Origin of the sequence: Parachlamydia acanthamoebae (genome assembly GCF_000875975.1) — a bacterium.
Classification (GTDB): Bacteria; Chlamydiota; Chlamydiia; order Chlamydiales; family Parachlamydiaceae; genus Parachlamydia; species Parachlamydia acanthamoebae.
Genome location: NZ_BAWW01000033.1, coordinates 24,483 through 39,846, shown reverse-complemented (window position 1 = coordinate 39,846; position 15,364 = coordinate 24,483). Strand labels below are relative to the sequence as shown.

Annotated in this window: 15 protein-coding genes; all 15 read right to left on the bottom strand. The window is 41.3% G+C overall.

The window, feature by feature from the left end:
* Positions 1-272: 272 nt before the first annotated feature.
* Positions 273-1,712 carry an NADH-quinone oxidoreductase subunit N gene (locus AOM43_RS07355; protein ID WP_059359677.1) on the bottom strand — a complete coding sequence of 480 codons (1,440 nt, stop codon included), beginning with the start codon at positions 1,710-1,712 and terminating at the stop codon, positions 273-275.
* Positions 1,709-3,166 carry a complex I subunit 4 family protein gene (locus tag AOM43_RS07350; RefSeq protein ID WP_039377895.1) on the bottom strand — a complete coding sequence of 486 codons (1,458 nt, stop codon included), beginning with the start codon at positions 3,164-3,166 and terminating at the stop codon, positions 1,709-1,711. Before AOM43_RS07350 ends, AOM43_RS07355 begins: the two co-directional genes overlap by 4 nt.
* Before the next feature lie 8 nt (positions 3,167-3,174).
* The gene (gene nuoL / locus AOM43_RS07345) at positions 3,175-5,046 is read right to left on the bottom strand and encodes an NADH-quinone oxidoreductase subunit L (RefSeq protein WP_059359675.1); all 1,872 of its coding nucleotides are present in this window, start codon (positions 5,044-5,046) and stop codon (positions 3,175-3,177) included.
* A gap of 1 nt (position 5,047) precedes the next feature.
* A complete protein-coding gene (nuoK, locus tag AOM43_RS07340) occupies positions 5,048-5,347 on the bottom strand; it encodes an NADH-quinone oxidoreductase subunit NuoK (RefSeq protein ID WP_006342114.1) in 300 nt (99 codons plus the stop codon).
* A complete protein-coding gene (locus AOM43_RS07335; protein WP_006342115.1) occupies positions 5,347-5,853 on the bottom strand; it encodes an NADH-quinone oxidoreductase subunit J family protein in 507 nt (168 codons plus the stop codon). The genes nuoK and AOM43_RS07335 overlap by 1 nt, the downstream gene beginning before the upstream one ends.
* 6 nt (positions 5,854-5,859) lie before the next feature.
* Positions 5,860-6,333, bottom strand: coding sequence for an NADH-quinone oxidoreductase subunit NuoI (nuoI, locus tag AOM43_RS07330; RefSeq protein ID WP_059359673.1), 474 nt, complete (start codon positions 6,331-6,333; stop codon positions 5,860-5,862).
* A gap of 1 nt (position 6,334) precedes the next feature.
* Entirely contained in the window at positions 6,335-7,312 is a 978-nt protein-coding gene (nuoH, locus tag AOM43_RS07325) for an NADH-quinone oxidoreductase subunit NuoH (protein WP_006342117.1), read from the bottom strand.
* A gap of 2 nt (positions 7,313-7,314) precedes the next feature.
* Positions 7,315-9,630: an NADH-quinone oxidoreductase subunit NuoG gene (gene nuoG / locus AOM43_RS07320; protein WP_059359671.1), complete on the bottom strand. Its 2,316-nt coding sequence runs from the start codon at positions 9,628-9,630 to the stop codon at positions 7,315-7,317.
* Positions 9,631-9,637: 7 nt separating this feature from the next.
* Positions 9,638-10,936 (bottom strand): NADH-quinone oxidoreductase subunit NuoF, encoded by a 1,299-nt coding sequence (gene nuoF, locus AOM43_RS07315; RefSeq protein WP_006342119.1) that lies wholly within the window; start codon positions 10,934-10,936, stop codon positions 9,638-9,640.
* The gene (nuoE, locus tag AOM43_RS07310; RefSeq protein WP_006342120.1) at positions 10,929-11,444 is read right to left on the bottom strand and encodes an NADH-quinone oxidoreductase subunit NuoE; all 516 of its coding nucleotides are present in this window, start codon (positions 11,442-11,444) and stop codon (positions 10,929-10,931) included. The genes nuoF and nuoE overlap by 8 nt, the downstream gene beginning before the upstream one ends.
* Positions 11,444-12,649, bottom strand: a complete 1,206-nt coding sequence (locus tag AOM43_RS07305; RefSeq protein ID WP_013925693.1) for an NADH-quinone oxidoreductase subunit D — start codon at positions 12,647-12,649, stop codon at positions 11,444-11,446. Before AOM43_RS07305 ends, nuoE begins: the two co-directional genes overlap by 1 nt.
* Positions 12,624-13,145, bottom strand: coding sequence for an NADH-quinone oxidoreductase subunit C (locus AOM43_RS07300; RefSeq protein ID WP_006342122.1), 522 nt, complete (start codon positions 13,143-13,145; stop codon positions 12,624-12,626). Before AOM43_RS07300 ends, AOM43_RS07305 begins: the two co-directional genes overlap by 26 nt.
* Positions 13,132-13,605: an NADH-quinone oxidoreductase subunit B gene (locus AOM43_RS07295; protein WP_006342123.1), complete on the bottom strand. Its 474-nt coding sequence runs from the start codon at positions 13,603-13,605 to the stop codon at positions 13,132-13,134. Before AOM43_RS07295 ends, AOM43_RS07300 begins: the two co-directional genes overlap by 14 nt.
* Entirely contained in the window at positions 13,596-13,952 is a 357-nt protein-coding gene (locus AOM43_RS07290; RefSeq protein WP_006342124.1) for an NADH-quinone oxidoreductase subunit A, read from the bottom strand. Before AOM43_RS07290 ends, AOM43_RS07295 begins: the two co-directional genes overlap by 10 nt.
* A 182-nt stretch (positions 13,953-14,134) precedes the next feature.
* Entirely contained in the window at positions 14,135-15,160 is a 1,026-nt protein-coding gene (locus AOM43_RS07285; protein WP_059359669.1) for an LOG family protein, read from the bottom strand.
* Positions 15,161-15,364 lie beyond the last annotated feature (204 nt).

Sequence of the window (15,364 nt, the reverse complement as noted above, 5' to 3'; positions counted from 1 at the left end):
ATAATTAAGCTACTTTTTTATTATCTTGTGAGGACATAGTCCCGATTGTTTTTGGGGATTATACCATCTTTTACATATGCCGCATCTTACGTCAACGCTAAAACCTTCATATACGGAGAGATTTTTCCATGAAATATAATGTCTTGCTAAAGACTTCTATGATGATCAAGCAAACGCGTTTATTCTTAATATAGACCAAAGCTTTGAAAATGAATCGCACAAGCTTGAAGGGTTATTTTTAGCCATAATGCTTTGCACTATTCATCTGAAAATCACGTTCCCCAATTCAATAAAGCAAATAAAGGAGCAGGATAGCATGATAGAAGGACTAGTAAAGTGCACGAAATAACACCGACAGCTGCTGCGGGCCAGGAATATAAAGGCGAGACGTTTTCTGATGGGGCTTCTGAAAGCATCATCGCAATGATTCTTAAATAGTAATAGGCTGACAAAATGGTGGTCAGAAGTCCGACAATAATCAAACCATAGTAACCTGCCTGAAAAGCTACTTTAAACACATAAAATTTCGCAAAAAATCCAACCGTTGGTGGAATGCCACCGAGCGTTAAAAGACACACAATAAAAATTCCTGCCAATACCGGTGAACGTTTAAATAAGCCGTGCAAATCTTGCATGACGACTCCTTCACTTCGCTCATCCAAAAAAGCAAGTACAGCAAAACAACCTAAAGTGGCGATGACATAAACGACCAAATAAAATAGCAATGCAGGCAACGCTTCAGGTGTTCCTGCTGCTAAAGGGATGAGCAAAAATCCTGCGTGTGAAATTCCTGAGTACGCAAAAAAGCGACGCAATTGCGTTTGGCGCAATGCCAAAAAGTTCGCATAGATCAGTGTCAGATAGGCTAACCAAGCAATTCCCTCATTCCAAACCGGATCAAACTGGGGCAAAACGCCAAAAAAGAGGCGTACGAAAGCAGCAAAAGCTCCTGCTTTAGTTCCTACTGCCATAAAGGCGGTCACAGGCGTAGAGGCTCCTTCATAAACATCGGGAGCCCAGACATGAAAAGGTACAATCGCGGCCTTAAAGGCGATCCCCATGGTTACCAAAGCGATACCACTTAGAAATAAGGTTTTATCTGTAACAGAATGAAGTCCTTGGTAACCTGATAATAAGGCATTAAAATGTGTTGTACCCGTTGCACCATAAATTAACGCAATTCCATAAAGCAGGATGGCTGCTGCAATAGATCCCATTAAAAAATACTTAACCGCCGCTTCTTGCGAAATCGACCATTTTTTCATGTAACAGCATAAAATATAAAGCGCGATGGAAAGAGTTTCCAATCCCAAAAATAGCACTAAGAAATCCACAGCAGTGGCAATTAAGATCAATCCAAAAATTGAGGAAATTAGTAAAAAGTAAAATTCCCCTCTTGAGGCTTCAAACCGTTGAAAAAATGTCGAAGATAGGCAAGCCACACCCAAGCCAATACACAAAAATAATGCTGTAAAGTAGCGTCCAATGGCATCAAACTGCAACCAAGGAGCCAACATGGGATGTTCAACAGGAGGAGAATTAAAGGTAGCCCAAAGAGCGACTAAAATTACCGCTAAAGTCACATAAAAAGCTCCTTTTCTGGATACCACTTCAGAAAAACTCTCAATCAGAATGAGTAAAAGAGCCCCTATTAATAGGATCACTAGCGGGCTGATAGAAGCAAAGTCAGCAAAATGCAGCACCGTATTCATTGAGTCTCCTGCGGTTCGGTGAGTGCGGAAATATGTGAAATGGATTCAATTTGTTTCAATACGGGCTCAGGATAAAGACCAATCCATAAGATCAAAGCAATCAAAGGAAAAACGATCATAAATTCCTTTCCTCGCACATCACTCCAGATCTGTTTAAGCTGAGTGGGATTTTCAAAGTAGACTTTTTGCATGAATCGAAGCATATAAATAACAGATAAAATCACGGTCAAACCCAAAAATCCAGCCAACCAAGGATTTTTACTGAACAACCCAAAAAGAATGAGCAACTCTCCGATGAAGTTATTAGTGCCTGGTAGAGCCACGGATGACAATACAAAAATCATCGTAATCCAGCAAAGATGGGGAAAGTACTTCGCTAATCCACTTGTTTCAAGCATAGAAGTCGTTCCTAATCTTTCTTCTAACCACCCGATCACCAGAAAAAGACCTGCAATCGTCAAGCCATGGTTTAAGGCTTGCAAAATGGCACCAGACTGAGAAGCTTGGTTCCAGATAAACAGACCTGCCAAAATAAAATTGACATGGGAAAGACTTGAATAAGCAATTAAGCGTTTAAAATCTTTTTGACGCCAAGCGGCTAATCCCCCATAGAACACGCCTGCTATGGCAAATCCTAATAACCACGGATTCCATTTCTGCATAATTAGCGGAAATAATCCATAACTAATGCGTAGAATGCCATAAATCCCTGCTTTTGAAAGTAGAGAGGAAAGCAGAATGGTTCCCGGTGTGGAGGCTTGACAGTAAGCATCAGGCAACCAGGCGTGAAATGGAAACAGAGGTGTTTTGACTGAGAATGCTAAAAGAAAAACAGCACAAAGCCAGGGAGTATACGAAATATGTGAGGTTATTTTAGCAAGAGCATCCAGATTAAAAGTGCCCATACCACTTGTGGCTGAACTAAAATAAAGGGAAAGAACAGCTAAGACCATCAAAACGGAACCAGCAATCATGTAAATTAAAAACTTAAGTGCGGCCGATTGTCGCTGAGCTCCTCCCCACAAATTAATAATGAAGTAGAGAGGAATCAGCATGCCTTCCCAAAAAATTGTAAAAAGAGCTAAGTCCCTCGCGGTAAAAAATCCAATCAAAAGTCCTTGTAGAATTAACACAAGGGCATAAAAGGTACGAGGAAATGACAAAGCATCCCAAGCAGATAAGATCGCTATGGGGATGATGATCGCCGTTAAATAAAGGAAGAGCAATGACAGCGAATCCACATGCAAGTAAAACTCAATCGATAGAGGATGCAGCCAAGGTAGCTGAACAGAGGATCCATTCAAATTCGCATGATGGTACAGTAATATTCCTAACGGCAAAAGACTGAATAAAAAAGCGATTCCTTTTAAAAATTTTCCTGATCCTCTTGGCATAATGATCATCAAAATGGCAGCCAAAAATGGAATCAAAAACAACCATAGTAACGTTTGCATGATATCCTTCAAAATCCTAAGTAAAAAATCAAAATGACCATTCCCATAGCCATCCATGCCACGTATGAGCGAATCTGCCCGCTTTGAATTTTCTGTAAATAACCAGCACCCCTTTGCACACCATGACTTAAAATTTTTATCGAGTCATCAAATAAACGGGGTTCAAAAAAGCTTGTAATTGATTGTGCCAAAGCTTTTAAAGGTCTTATAATCCCTTTTTCATAAATGGTATCGACATAAAAGGCTTTATTAAGCAAAGGAAGAGGGCCTTTTAGATCATCTGTATAGCGTGTGTAAGCAATGACTGCCGCACAAACAGCTAAAATCCCTCCTATAATGGATAGCCATGTCTCAGGAGAGAAGAAAATATTTTCTTCCAACACTTTATCTTCCATGCTAGGATCGTGCCCTGCCAAGAAATATTCCAGTGGGGTTTGTTCACCAATTCCAAATCCTAGGAATCCCCCTACAATTGATAAAAAAGCCAGCAAAGCGACTGGCAAAATCATGACTCGAGGAACCTCATTGATTGTCTTTAAGATCTTTTCTTCAATGTGCATTTTTCCTATGAAGGTTAGACAATAGGCGCGTGTTAAGTAAAAAGCTGTTAAAAGCGAAGTCAATAATCCAATGTAAAATAGCTTTTTAAAGCCTGCGAGGTACTCTTCTTCAAGGATCAAATCCTTACTAAAGAATGCGGAAAAAGGAGGGATACCGGACAAAGCCAATACACCAATTAAAAAAAGAATATTGGTTTTAGGTAAAAACTTGTACAACCCGCCCATCTTGCGCATGTCTGTATTCCCTTCCATCGCATGCACAACGTTACCAGCGGAAAGGAAAAGGAGTGCTTTCACAAAGGCATGTGTGGTTAAGTGAAACATGGCCGCATAGAAGGCCCCAACACCACAAGCTAAAAACATATAACCCAATTGACTCACCGTCGAATAAGCTAAAACTCGTTTAAGATCGGTTTGTCCCAATGCACATAATGCAGCAAACAATGCTGTAGCCGCTCCTACATATCCTACAAAATGCATGGTATCAGGCGTTGCTAAAAAAACATATCGCATCCTGACAACGAGATATACACCCGCAGTCACCATTGTCGCCGCATGGATAAGGGCCGAAACTGGAGTAGGGCCTTCCATCGCATCTGGCAACCACACGTGTAAAGGAAGTTGCGCTGATTTTCCGACCGCTCCCACAAAATATAAAAGGGTCAAAACAGATAGGATAGGTGCCCCAACCAAAAAGCCTTGTGAAACTCGCTGAGAAATTTCTGTAATGTCACTTGTCCCAAAAAGATAGAATGTTAATAGAAGTCCAAGTAATAAACCTAAATCTCCAATGCGATTCACTACAAAAGCTTTTGTTGCTGCCGCCGCTGCTGCCGAACTTTCGTACCAAAACCCAATCAAAAGATAAGAAGCCAGTCCAACTCCTTCCCAACCAACAAACAAAAGCAGTAGATTTGCAGCTAAGACTAACAATAACATGGCGAATACGAAAAAGTTTAAGCAGGCAAAGTACCGCGCATAATCTTTATCGTGGCCCATATATCCAATCGAATAGAGATGAATAAGGAATCCAACCCCCGTAATAATTAAAGTCATCAACAGCGAAATAGAATCAATGTGCAAAGAAAAATCGGCTTTAATTTTTGCTGTTGAAATCCATTGGTATAGCTCTAAATTAAACGGTTTCAAATCTGTTTGTACGTAGTGGTAAACAACACCTGAAAAACAGAGAAACGAAATAAATAGGGTTGTGCAAGCAATCACACCGGTCAAACGTCTTCCAATAAAATCGGAGGAAAACATAAGTGTTAAGAAACCTGCAAGTGGTAAAAAAAGTCCGATCAAAATGGCATATGGCATTTTATCCTCTCAACACATTGAATTGATCCACATCCACCACCTGTTTTGTACGAAACAAGTTAATCATAATGGCAAGCCCCACAGCCGCTTCAGCAGCAGCTACAACCAAGACAAAGAAAACCCAAACTAATCCGATTTCGTTTCCCCAATGATAGGCAAAGGCTACGAAAAGCAAGTTGGCAGCATTGAGCATTAATTCGATGGATAGAATAAAAATCAGTGCGTTCCGCCGAGCCAATACACCAATGATTCCAATCGAAAACATGGCCAAGCTGATAAAAATGATCAGCAATATATCCATTAATCCCCCTTCCTTGCAATAAACACCGCTCCAATGACTGCAATCAAAAATAGCAAAGTGACAGCTTCAAAAGGAAAAAAGAAATCCGCATAAAGCGCTTTTCCAAGTGTTTCAACCGTTCCGAACTCTTCTGATGGTCCATTCGATGTCTTAAGGTTATAAAAGCGTTCGCTGAGAAATAACATCGTGAATAAGAATAACCCTCCGGCTGCAAACAATAAAGGAGGTGAACTTTTTGCTTTGAAAAGTGCAATTTTTTCGTGAGCATCCTGAAAAAGGACAATCACAAACATAAAAATGACTAAAATAGCACCAGCATACACCAAAACCTGCATGACAGCAATAAATTGGGCAGAAAGCTGCTGATACAATCCTGCTAAAGCCAATAATGTCATTAAAAATGAAAGGCTTGCATAAATGGGCTTGCGAGATGAAATCACACCAAGAGACGATAAAATCAAAATGGTACCAAAAACCCATTCTGCTGTATTTGGGAGTCCAGACATAACCAATTAAATCTCCCTTTTTGGATCGCGCCCTGAATCACCCGGATTTTTCTCCGTCAACATATCTTTTGTGTAGATAAGAGATTCACGTGTATACCCAGATAACTCGTACTGATTTCCCAAAACGATCGCCCCCGTCGGACAAGCTTCTTCACAATAACCACAAAAAATACAACGAAGCATGTTGATTTGAAAATCTGAAGCATAACGTTCGCCATGCGAATGTTCATTCTTTGGCTCATTTTCAGATGGCTTGACATAGATGGCTTGGGCTGGACAGACGATGGCACACAATTCACAACCAACACATCGCTCTTTACCATCTTCCCATTTCGTTAGGTAGTGGCGCCCACGTGAGCGCTCCGGTAGTTTGCGTTTTTCTTCAGGATACTTAATCGTGACCGGTTTAATAAACATATGCTTAAGCACAATAAATAAACCACGCAACATCGATAGAACTTGTTTGAACGTCTCTTTCATTTTACACCAAAATAAAGTATGCGGTTACCAGCAAGTTCAGGGTGGCAATTGGAATCAATATTTTCCAACCAAAACTCATCAATTGATCATAGCGAAAACGGGGCAACGTAGCTCTTACCCACATAAACAAGAAAACAAAGAAAGCCACCTTCAAGCAAAACCAGATAATCGGAATATTCCCCGGCCCGTGCCAGCCCCCCAAAAAGAGAGTCACTGCTATTGAGGAAACAGCCAAAATATTGATATATTCTCCCAAAAAGAAAATAGCAAATTTCATTCCCCCATATTCTGTATGGTAACCCGCGGTCAATTCTTGCTCAGCTTCAGGTAAGTCAAAAGGGGCCCGATTGGTTTCGGCAAATCCCGTAATTAGATAGACCAAAAAGCTAATGGGATTTGTCCAAAAAAACCAATGTTGCCTCTGGGCTTCCACAATTTCGGCAAGATTCAACGTCCCAGCAGCCAAAACAACCGTCAAAAGTGACAATCCCATCGGAATTTCATAGCTGATCATTTGAGCCGTTCCACGCAATCCGCCTAGCAAAGAATAACGGTTATTGGATGCCCAACCAGACAACACAACCCCATAAACCGCTAAAGAAGAAAAGGCGAGCAAAAACACAATCCCGGCATTCACGTTGGCAATTTGCAAAGTAACCTCTCTTCCCCACAAATGGACCGTTCCGCCAAAGGGAATGAGCACAAAAATAAATAATGCCGTAAAGAGAGAAATACCTGGCGCAAACCAATAGGTGAACGTTTCAGCTCCGGCGGGTTTAAATCCTTCCTTACAAAGTAGTTTTATTCCATCCGCAATCGGCTGTAACAATCCCAGTGGTCCCACACGATCAGGTCCAATACGCAGCTGAAGGCGAGCCAATATGATGCGCTCCAAAAAAGTCATGTAAGCTGCAGCGCCCATCAAAGCGAGAATAACAACTAAGCCCTTTATTAAAACTTCAACAGCATCCACCCACATGATTACACTTCTTTATTTATTTCGACGATCAAGCCATTTAATAAATTTAAATCTAGCTCTTGAACGGCAACTTGGGGAAACCCAAGCGGTAATACAGCCGTTTTTTCGGCAACCTTTCGGTCTAATTTTATATATCCGACAATGACATTTCCTTGTCTAGAAACTCTGACCTTATCTCCATCCATGAATCCCCGTTTTTGTCCCTCCAGGGGATTAATCCGAATAAAAGGCTCTTTTGCTAAATGCATGACGTGCGGATTATGTTTCATCCGATTTCCTCGATCGAACAGGGCATAGACAAATGTCGCATAAAATGCATCCATAGGAAGTGGATTTAATAGCGAAACCCCATTGACGTGTAGATTTGTATTTCTCGGAAGAGACAACATTTTCGATTGAATTTTTTCGACAATATTGACATCCAATGAAAGCGCCAGACCTAAATGTTGCCCAATTAAATTAAAAATCTGACCATCCGCATAGATATCAATAGGAACTTGTTTGCCTGGATGCAGCTTTTGAACACGCCCTTCGATATTGACAAAGCTGCCTTCTTTTTCTACAAAAGATAATGTAGGCAAAACAACATCTGCCTGCAAAGCTGTTTCTGTAAGGAAAAGATCTTGCACGACGAGGAACTTCAATTGATTTCGGCAAGCTTTCCAAAGCTTGGAAGGGAATTTAAGCACAGGATCAGCCCCAACCACATAAAGAAAATCCCAGCCACTTTGAGCTGCTTTCTCTAAAACCTGATTGGCATTCATTCCTGGTTTTTCAATGATCTCATCAAAAGGACCACTATCAGGACGCATGCCAGCTAATCGGGCGCCCATGCTATTTCCCCTTCCTTCCATCACATGCAGAGCACACGCCTGTCTTTGTTTACGTATTTGTGCGAGCTGGGATAACAGCTGAGCTCTGTTGGACATATCCAAATACTGCTTTCCTACAAAGATGGCCCCTTTACCCTTTTCTGCCATTCCATCAATGAAGTCATTGGCTTGTTTAATCATTTCAAGCTCTTGCCCAGGTGGATGAACGACGACATGTGCTAATTGTGCTGACATTTCAGGAGCATAATGTCCAAAATAATGCACAATTGCACCCTTGTTAAGAGCTTGCTTTAACCTTAACCATATCACCGGAAACTCTTCAGTCAGATCAAGACCGAAAATGACCGCATAAGCCAACTCTTCACATTCTCCAATCGTCCCTTCCATCCCTGGTGCGATTCCCTCATCTTTTTCATCGATGATTGGCATACCAATCCGATGATCGAGATGATTAACTGCCGCACCTTCACGCATCAATTTTTGCAGTAAATAATTTTCCTCTAAGGTTAGAGGATTCCCTCCCCACGCAGCTAGTCTCCCTTGCGGTTTTGCCTCGCGAATCTTTTCAGCAATCAGACTGAAAGCTTGATCCCAAGTTGCAGGCTCAAGCTTATCATTAATCCGAATCATAGGAGTCTGCAAACGATTGCGGTGTGCCGTAAATTCATACCCAAACCATCCCTTATCGCATAGCCAAATGTCATTTACAGGAGGATTCTCATGCGATCGCATCCGCATGATTTCTCCATCGCGCGAATCAATGGTCGTACTACATCCTACAGGACAAAGTGTACAAGTGCTATTCGTGGGATCGTTATCCCATGGACGGGCCCTAAAACGATAAACTTGGCTCGTCAATGCTCCGACAGGACAGATTTGAATCGTATTGCCAATAAATTTTGATTGTGCGGGACCATTATCTGGTGTGCCCACTTCCGTGCGATACCCTCGGTTCACAAACTCTAGAGCATGATCTCCTGCCACAATTTCTCCAAAACGCGTGCAACGCGCACAAGTAATACACCTTTCACGATCTAGCATGAGCACATGGCCTAAGGGCAAGGGTTTTTTAAAGCGTCGCTTGTCTTCAAAAAATTGACTTTCTCCCGGACCAAACTTTAAAGCCTGATCTTGCAAAGGACACTCACCACCCCGATCGCAAATGGGACAGTCAAGTGGATGATTAATTAATAAAAATTCAAGAATCGCTTTTCGCCCATCGACTGCTGGATCTGATTGTGTGCGGACGACCATCCCTTCCGTCGCTTCTAATGTACATGAGGTTTGAAGCTTAGCCATTTTTTCAACTTCCACTAAACATACACGACAAGCTCCAAATGGAGGCATCCGATCTTGATAGCAGAAAATGGGGATTTCAATGCCTAGTTGCTTAACAGCATGGTAAACAGTCGTCCCTTTTGGAACAGTGACTGCTTGCCCATCAATAGTTAAGTTAATCATGGTTGTTTCTACAGACTTTTGCACAAGCTACCTATACATATGGATATGCTATTTTCATTTCTGGTTTGCGATCGGCTTGCGGATTGCCCCGGATATACACTTCAAATTCATTTTTAAACTCACGCATCGCACTTACAATCGGAGGTGCAGCCCCTACAGCAAGAGGACAAAAAGATTCTACTTCCATGTGTTGGCAAACTTGTTCGATTTTCTTCAAATCCCATATGGTTCCTTTTCCAGCCTCTATTCTTTCTAACATCTGCACTACCCAGCGCGTTCCTTCTCGACAAGGCGTACACTTTCCACAAGATTCATTTTGATAGAACTGCATAAGCCGATGAGCAACCTTGACCATATCCGCAGTATCGTCCATCACAATAATAGAAGCTGTACCTAAAGCGGACTTTCTAGCTGCTAAGGCTTCAAAATCCATTGTAATGTCTAGATCGCGCTCTGTTAAGAGCGCACAAGAAGACCCACCGGGATAACATGCTTTGAAACGACGTCCTGGAAGCATCCCTCCAGCTGCCTCTAAAACCTCTCTCAAAGATGTTCCTAGAGGAAATTCAAAACAACCGGGCTTCTGAACTTGCCCACTCACTTGAAAGATTTTCGTTCCCGTATTTTTTGGTTTGCCAATGCTTTTATACCATTCAACGCCCCGATTCACGATGTGCACAACATTCGACAATGTTTCCACGTTGTTGATGATCGTTGGCTTACCATAAAGCCCTTCTACAGCAGGAAATGGGGGCTTAAGACGGGGAGTTGCACGATATCCTTCTAGAGAATTCAACAAAGCTGTTTCCTCTCCAGCAATATAAGCACCCGCTCCTGGGTGGACGATAATTTCGAGGGAAACTTGTGAACCTAAAATTGAATTTCCCAAATAACCTTTTTGTTTAGCATCTTGAACGGCCTTTTCTAAGTGTCTGATTCCCTCGTAAAATTCTCCTCGACAATAGATAAATGCTAATTTGGCTCCAATCGCATAGCTAGCTAAAATGATCCCTTCAATGACTTGATGCGGATCATTCTCGATGAGTAAGCGATCTTTAAAAGTACCCGGTTCGCTTTCGTCACTATTACACACTAAATATTTAGGAATTTGAGGATTTTTCGGTACAAAACCCCACTTCATTCCCGTTAGAAAACCTGCACCACCTCTTCCTCTTAGCTCAGATTGCTTCACTAAGTCGATTAATGCATCCGGTTGCATGTGTGGAATGGCCTTTCGAATGGCTTGATAACCTCCATTTCGCTCATACGTTTCAATGAGATGCTGATTTGGTTCATCTACATGAGCCATTAGCACGCGCATTTCAGGCATGATAGCCCTCCAAAATTTGTACCGGCGAAGGATGTCCCGGGCTCTTTTTTGCTTCCTCAAGGATATGCTCAACATCTTGTTCTGAGATAGGACCAACCACTTTGTCGTCGACTAGCACCATTGGGGCACGATCGCAAGCGGCTAAACATTCCGATGGGATCACCGTAAATTCTCCATCCGCTGTTGTCTCATGAGGCTCTACATTGAGCCTATGGCAAATCTTTTTAAGCACACCATCTGCTCCTCGCAACATGCAAGAAAGATTTTTGCACACGTGAATCAAGTGCTTTCCAACAGGTTGATCAAAAAACATATCGTAAAAAGTAACGACAGCGTTCACCTCGTTAGAATCAATATCGAATAACTCAGCGACCTCATTTTGAATATCGCGAGGGAGATATCCTATTTCTGCTTGAGCTAGATGAAGAGCAGGAATTAATGCCGAACGTTTATTCGGATAACGTTTTTGCAATTCTATAATAGACTTTCTCGTTTCTTCCGTTAACATTAGCGATCTACGTCTCCTAAAATTGGATCTACACTAGCAATTGCCACCACCACATCAGATAAAAAATGGCCTGGTAATACCCTTTGCAATACTTCAATATGTGGAAATGAAGGTGAACGCACCCTGACTCGATAGGGTCGATGCGATCCATCACTGACAAGGTAATAACCAAGTTCACCTCTAGCAGATTCTACGCATTGATATAACTCTCCTGGAGGAGCTTTAATTCCTTCGCTTACCAGTTTAAATTGGTGAATGACGGCTTCCATACTTCTGACAAGTTCATGTCGAGGAGGTAAAGCAACCTTACGATCATTTGTGATCACCGGGCCGGGCTTTAAGCGATTAAGGCCCTGCTCAACGAGACGTAGACTCTGTAACATCTCTTCCATCCGAACTAAATAGCGCGCATAAGAATCCCCTTCAGGGTGTGTCGGAATATCAAAATCATAACTGTCGTAATTTAAGTAGGGATAAACTTTACGAATATCATAAGGAACTCCCGATCCTCTAATGACCGGACCTGTGCACATATATTGTTTACATAACTCTTCATCAATGACTGCGACGCCTTTGAGACGCTCGCACCACACATAGTTTTCTGTTAAGAGATTATCTAAGTCTTTCCACGCTTTAGGAAATTCTTTTAAAAAGGTACGCGCATGTTCTTCAAAAGTAGGATTAAGATCTCGTGCAATGCCTCCAATTCTCCAAAAAGAAGGAAACATACGGGCCCCAGACAATTCTTCAAATAAATCAAGAATTTTTTCTCGCTCAATAAAACAGTACATATATACAGACGACATGTTGAGCTCTAATGCGCTCGTTCCAACCCACAACAAATGGCTTCCAATTCTGGACAACTCGAGGATGATCAAACGGATAATCTGTGCACGTTCGGGAACTTCGACATGCATAAGCCTTTCTACAGCACCTGCAAAAGCTTGTTCTTCGGCAGGTCCTGACAAATAATCGAGGCGGTCAATGAGAGTAAAAACCTGATGATAAGTCCGTGTTTCACATTCTTTTTCAACACCTGTATGAAGATATCCAATCACAGGCTCAGCTGAAACCACAATTTCCCCATCCAGGCGTAGTTTAATACGGAGAACTCCGTGTGTAGAAGGGTGTTGAGGCCCTAAATTAAGCTCTAATATATCCCCGGATAATCCGAGTTGATCAAGATTTTTGCTTGCTTTCGTCATAAGAAATAATCTGTGAAGGTATCTTAGGTTCTACACCATGTTTAAATTGAACAGGTTGTTCTGTTAATGGATAATCGCGTCGTAAAGGATGTCCTTTCCAATCGTCGGGCATTAAGATTCGTTTCAGATCTGGATGCCCCTCAATCGGAACACCGAATAAATCAAATAATTCCCTTTCGTACCATGCGGCTCCATCCCAAAGGCATGTTACAGAAGGAATAGGCTCTTCTCTTTCCACAAAAACAATGACTCGAATTCTTTCAAAGTTTTTAGGATTATGTAACCAATAAACCACTTTTGTGTAAGGAGTTGGGTCCACATAGTCAACGCCTGTCAAATCCATCAACACTTCATAGTCGTGTTTTAAATAACTTAACACCTTGATTAGATTTTCCTTTTGGACCTCTAGAGTAGTCTCTCCCAAAAACTGTTTTTGCGCTAAAATAGCTTCAGGACAGTGATTCTTTAAGTTTTCAATAGCTTCAGCGGCATGCATGTCCATCTCGAATTTTATTTTGCAAAAGGATTAAACCATCAATTAATGCTTCAGGACGTGGAGGACAACCTGCCACATACACATCAACAGGTACGATTTGATCGACACCTGGAATGACGGCATAATTATTATAAACTCCACCTGTGGATGCACAATCTCCCATAGCAATGACCCATTTGGGTTCAAGCATTTGCTCATAAATTGTTCTTAGAACAGGCGCCATTTTTTGACTTACACGTCCTGCTACAATCATCACATCACTCTGTCTAGGAGAGGCTCGAAAAACCTCCATTCCAAAACGCGCCATATCATAACGACTAGCTGCTGCCGACATCATTTCAATCGCACAGCATGCAAGCCCAAATTGAGCTGGCCAAAGTGAATTTGATCGAGCCCAATCAATCAGTTTTTGTAGAGGTGCCACGATAAAGGGAATTGATTCTTGTTGTGTTACTGCCATTGCAATCCTTTTTTACGCCATACATAGGCAAATCCAACTAAAAGAACGACTATAAAAAATGCCATTTCATAAAAAGCAAAACGGCCCATTTGCTTAGCGACTACAGCCCATGGATACAAGAAAATAACCTCGATATCAAAAACCAAGAAAATAAGCGCTACCAAGTAATGACGAAGAGGGAAGCGCTCTTGCAGCAAATGAGCTTCTGTTTGAATGCCCGATTCATAGGGCATAAACTTAGCGGGAGATGTCTTCTTTGATGGAAAAAGAGCAGACAAGCTTAAAGTTGCCAGTGTGACAAAGAAAACTAAACCAAAATAGACATATACAGGAAAGTAATCGGACACAATGTCTCCTTGTTTTAAGATTGCTTTGACTTCAAAAAATCTTGAAGAAATCTTTTTCCAAACGATATTCCCTCATATCAACAATTTCTTTATGGTGTCAACATTTATTTAGACTTTAAGACATAAGAAAAAAAGAAGATAAGAAATAAAATATTTTTCTAAAGTAACATCCTTCGAGATACCTAGAACAGATTAATCTTATCAATTAAAGCTCTGACCATACCCATGTCACGTCTTGTATGATGGAAGACAATTCTTGGAAGATCTAAAAATTCATCTTCTTCCGGAAAAGGCCCTCTCTGTTCAATTTTTCCCGACTGCACCAACGCAGAGAATTTTTTATTTAATTCTTCAACATACTCCTCCGCGATTGGGGTCAGCATGCGAATAACGAAGAAATCTTGAACATATCGACTTGAATGATAACGCTTATAAAATTGAAGAACATGTGCCACAGCATCATCCACAGATGTTGTGATAAAATATAAGTGCATATCTTCTTGGCTAATGAGATGGGGTTCTAAGAGATGGTCTCTAACATAAAACTCCCAAAATTTCCAATATTCTCCACCTGGTGCTTCAATCAAAACGATGGGAATAATATTTGCTTTACCCGTTTGGATAAGTGTTAAGCATTCGAACAGCTCATCGAGTGTTCCAAATCCCCCTGGAAAAGCGGATAAAGCATCCGAATGGCTCATAAACATCAATTTGCGCGTAAAAAAATACCGAAAACTGATCAGTTTCGGATCTCCCTCAATCACGGAGTTTGCCCCACTTTCGAAAGGAAGCTGAATAGATAACCCAAACGAGGATCCTCTTTCTGCGCCTTCTAGACCTGCTTTCATAATGCCATTAGCTGCACCTGTCATGCACATCCACCCCTGTTTTGAAAGCTCACTACTAAACGCTTTAGCTGCCTGATAATTGGGATTTGTCTCAGGGGTACGAGCCGACCCAAAGATGCTAATGCGCCGTTTCCCCGGATATTGATTAAAAACCCGATAAGCATAACGCATCTCTTTAAAAGTTCGCGTGATCAACTTTAACTTGCCTCGATCAAATCCTTCATGCAGAAGTTTCAAGCTGTTTTGAATTTGTTGTATAATGAGACTAGAATCTAAAGTCTCAGGATCGACATCACATAATTTTAGTAAGTGATTGATTTCTTCGAGAATTTCAGGTGAATTGACATCAATTTTAGCCATGTATCGAATTCTCCGATCGGTTTAGCATGAAGGATCTACTCAATCATTTCTTTAATCTTTCGCAAAATAGCAAAGTCCCAATATCTCCTCAAGATTGAGCAAAACAAAACAGGACTTTTTTCTTTGGTCTAATTGCTATTCTCAGGTATGTAATGTATATGGACATCTTATTTTATACGTTTTTTTTCATCCTTCTTATGTGGA

Coding starts and splice junctions, on each gene's coding strand:
- nuoK (WP_006342114.1), bottom strand. CDS start 5,347: ATGGATATATTGCTGATCATTTTTATCAGCTTGGCCATGTTTTCGATT.
- nuoH (WP_006342117.1), bottom strand. CDS start 7,312: ATGTGGGTGGATGCTGTTGAAGTTTTAATAAAGGGCTTAGTTGTTATT.
- nuoE (WP_006342120.1), bottom strand. CDS start 11,444: ATGTTAACGGAAGAAACGAGAAAGTCTATTATAGAATTGCAAAAACGT.
- AOM43_RS07300 (WP_006342122.1), bottom strand. CDS start 13,145: ATGCATGCCGCTGAAGCTATTGAAAACTTAAAGAATCACTGTCCTGAA.
- nuoI (WP_059359673.1), bottom strand. CDS start 6,333: ATGAAAGAGACGTTCAAACAAGTTCTATCGATGTTGCGTGGTTTATTT.
- AOM43_RS07355 (WP_059359677.1), bottom strand. CDS start 1,712: ATGAATACGGTGCTGCATTTTGCTGACTTTGCTTCTATCAGCCCGCTA.
- nuoL (WP_059359675.1), bottom strand. CDS start 5,046: ATGCCATATGCCATTTTGATCGGACTTTTTTTACCACTTGCAGGTTTC.
- AOM43_RS07305 (WP_013925693.1), bottom strand. CDS start 12,649: ATGACGAAAGCAAGCAAAAATCTTGATCAACTCGGATTATCCGGGGAT.
- nuoF (WP_006342119.1), bottom strand. CDS start 10,936: ATGCCTGAAATGCGCGTGCTAATGGCTCATGTAGATGAACCAAATCAG.
- AOM43_RS07285 (WP_059359669.1), bottom strand. CDS start 15,160: ATGGCTAAAATTGATGTCAATTCACCTGAAATTCTCGAAGAAATCAAT.
- AOM43_RS07295 (WP_006342123.1), bottom strand. CDS start 13,605: ATGGCAGTAACACAACAAGAATCAATTCCCTTTATCGTGGCACCTCTA.
- AOM43_RS07335 (WP_006342115.1), bottom strand. CDS start 5,853: ATGTCTGGACTCCCAAATACAGCAGAATGGGTTTTTGGTACCATTTTG.
- AOM43_RS07350 (WP_039377895.1), bottom strand. CDS start 3,166: ATGCAAACGTTACTATGGTTGTTTTTGATTCCATTTTTGGCTGCCATT.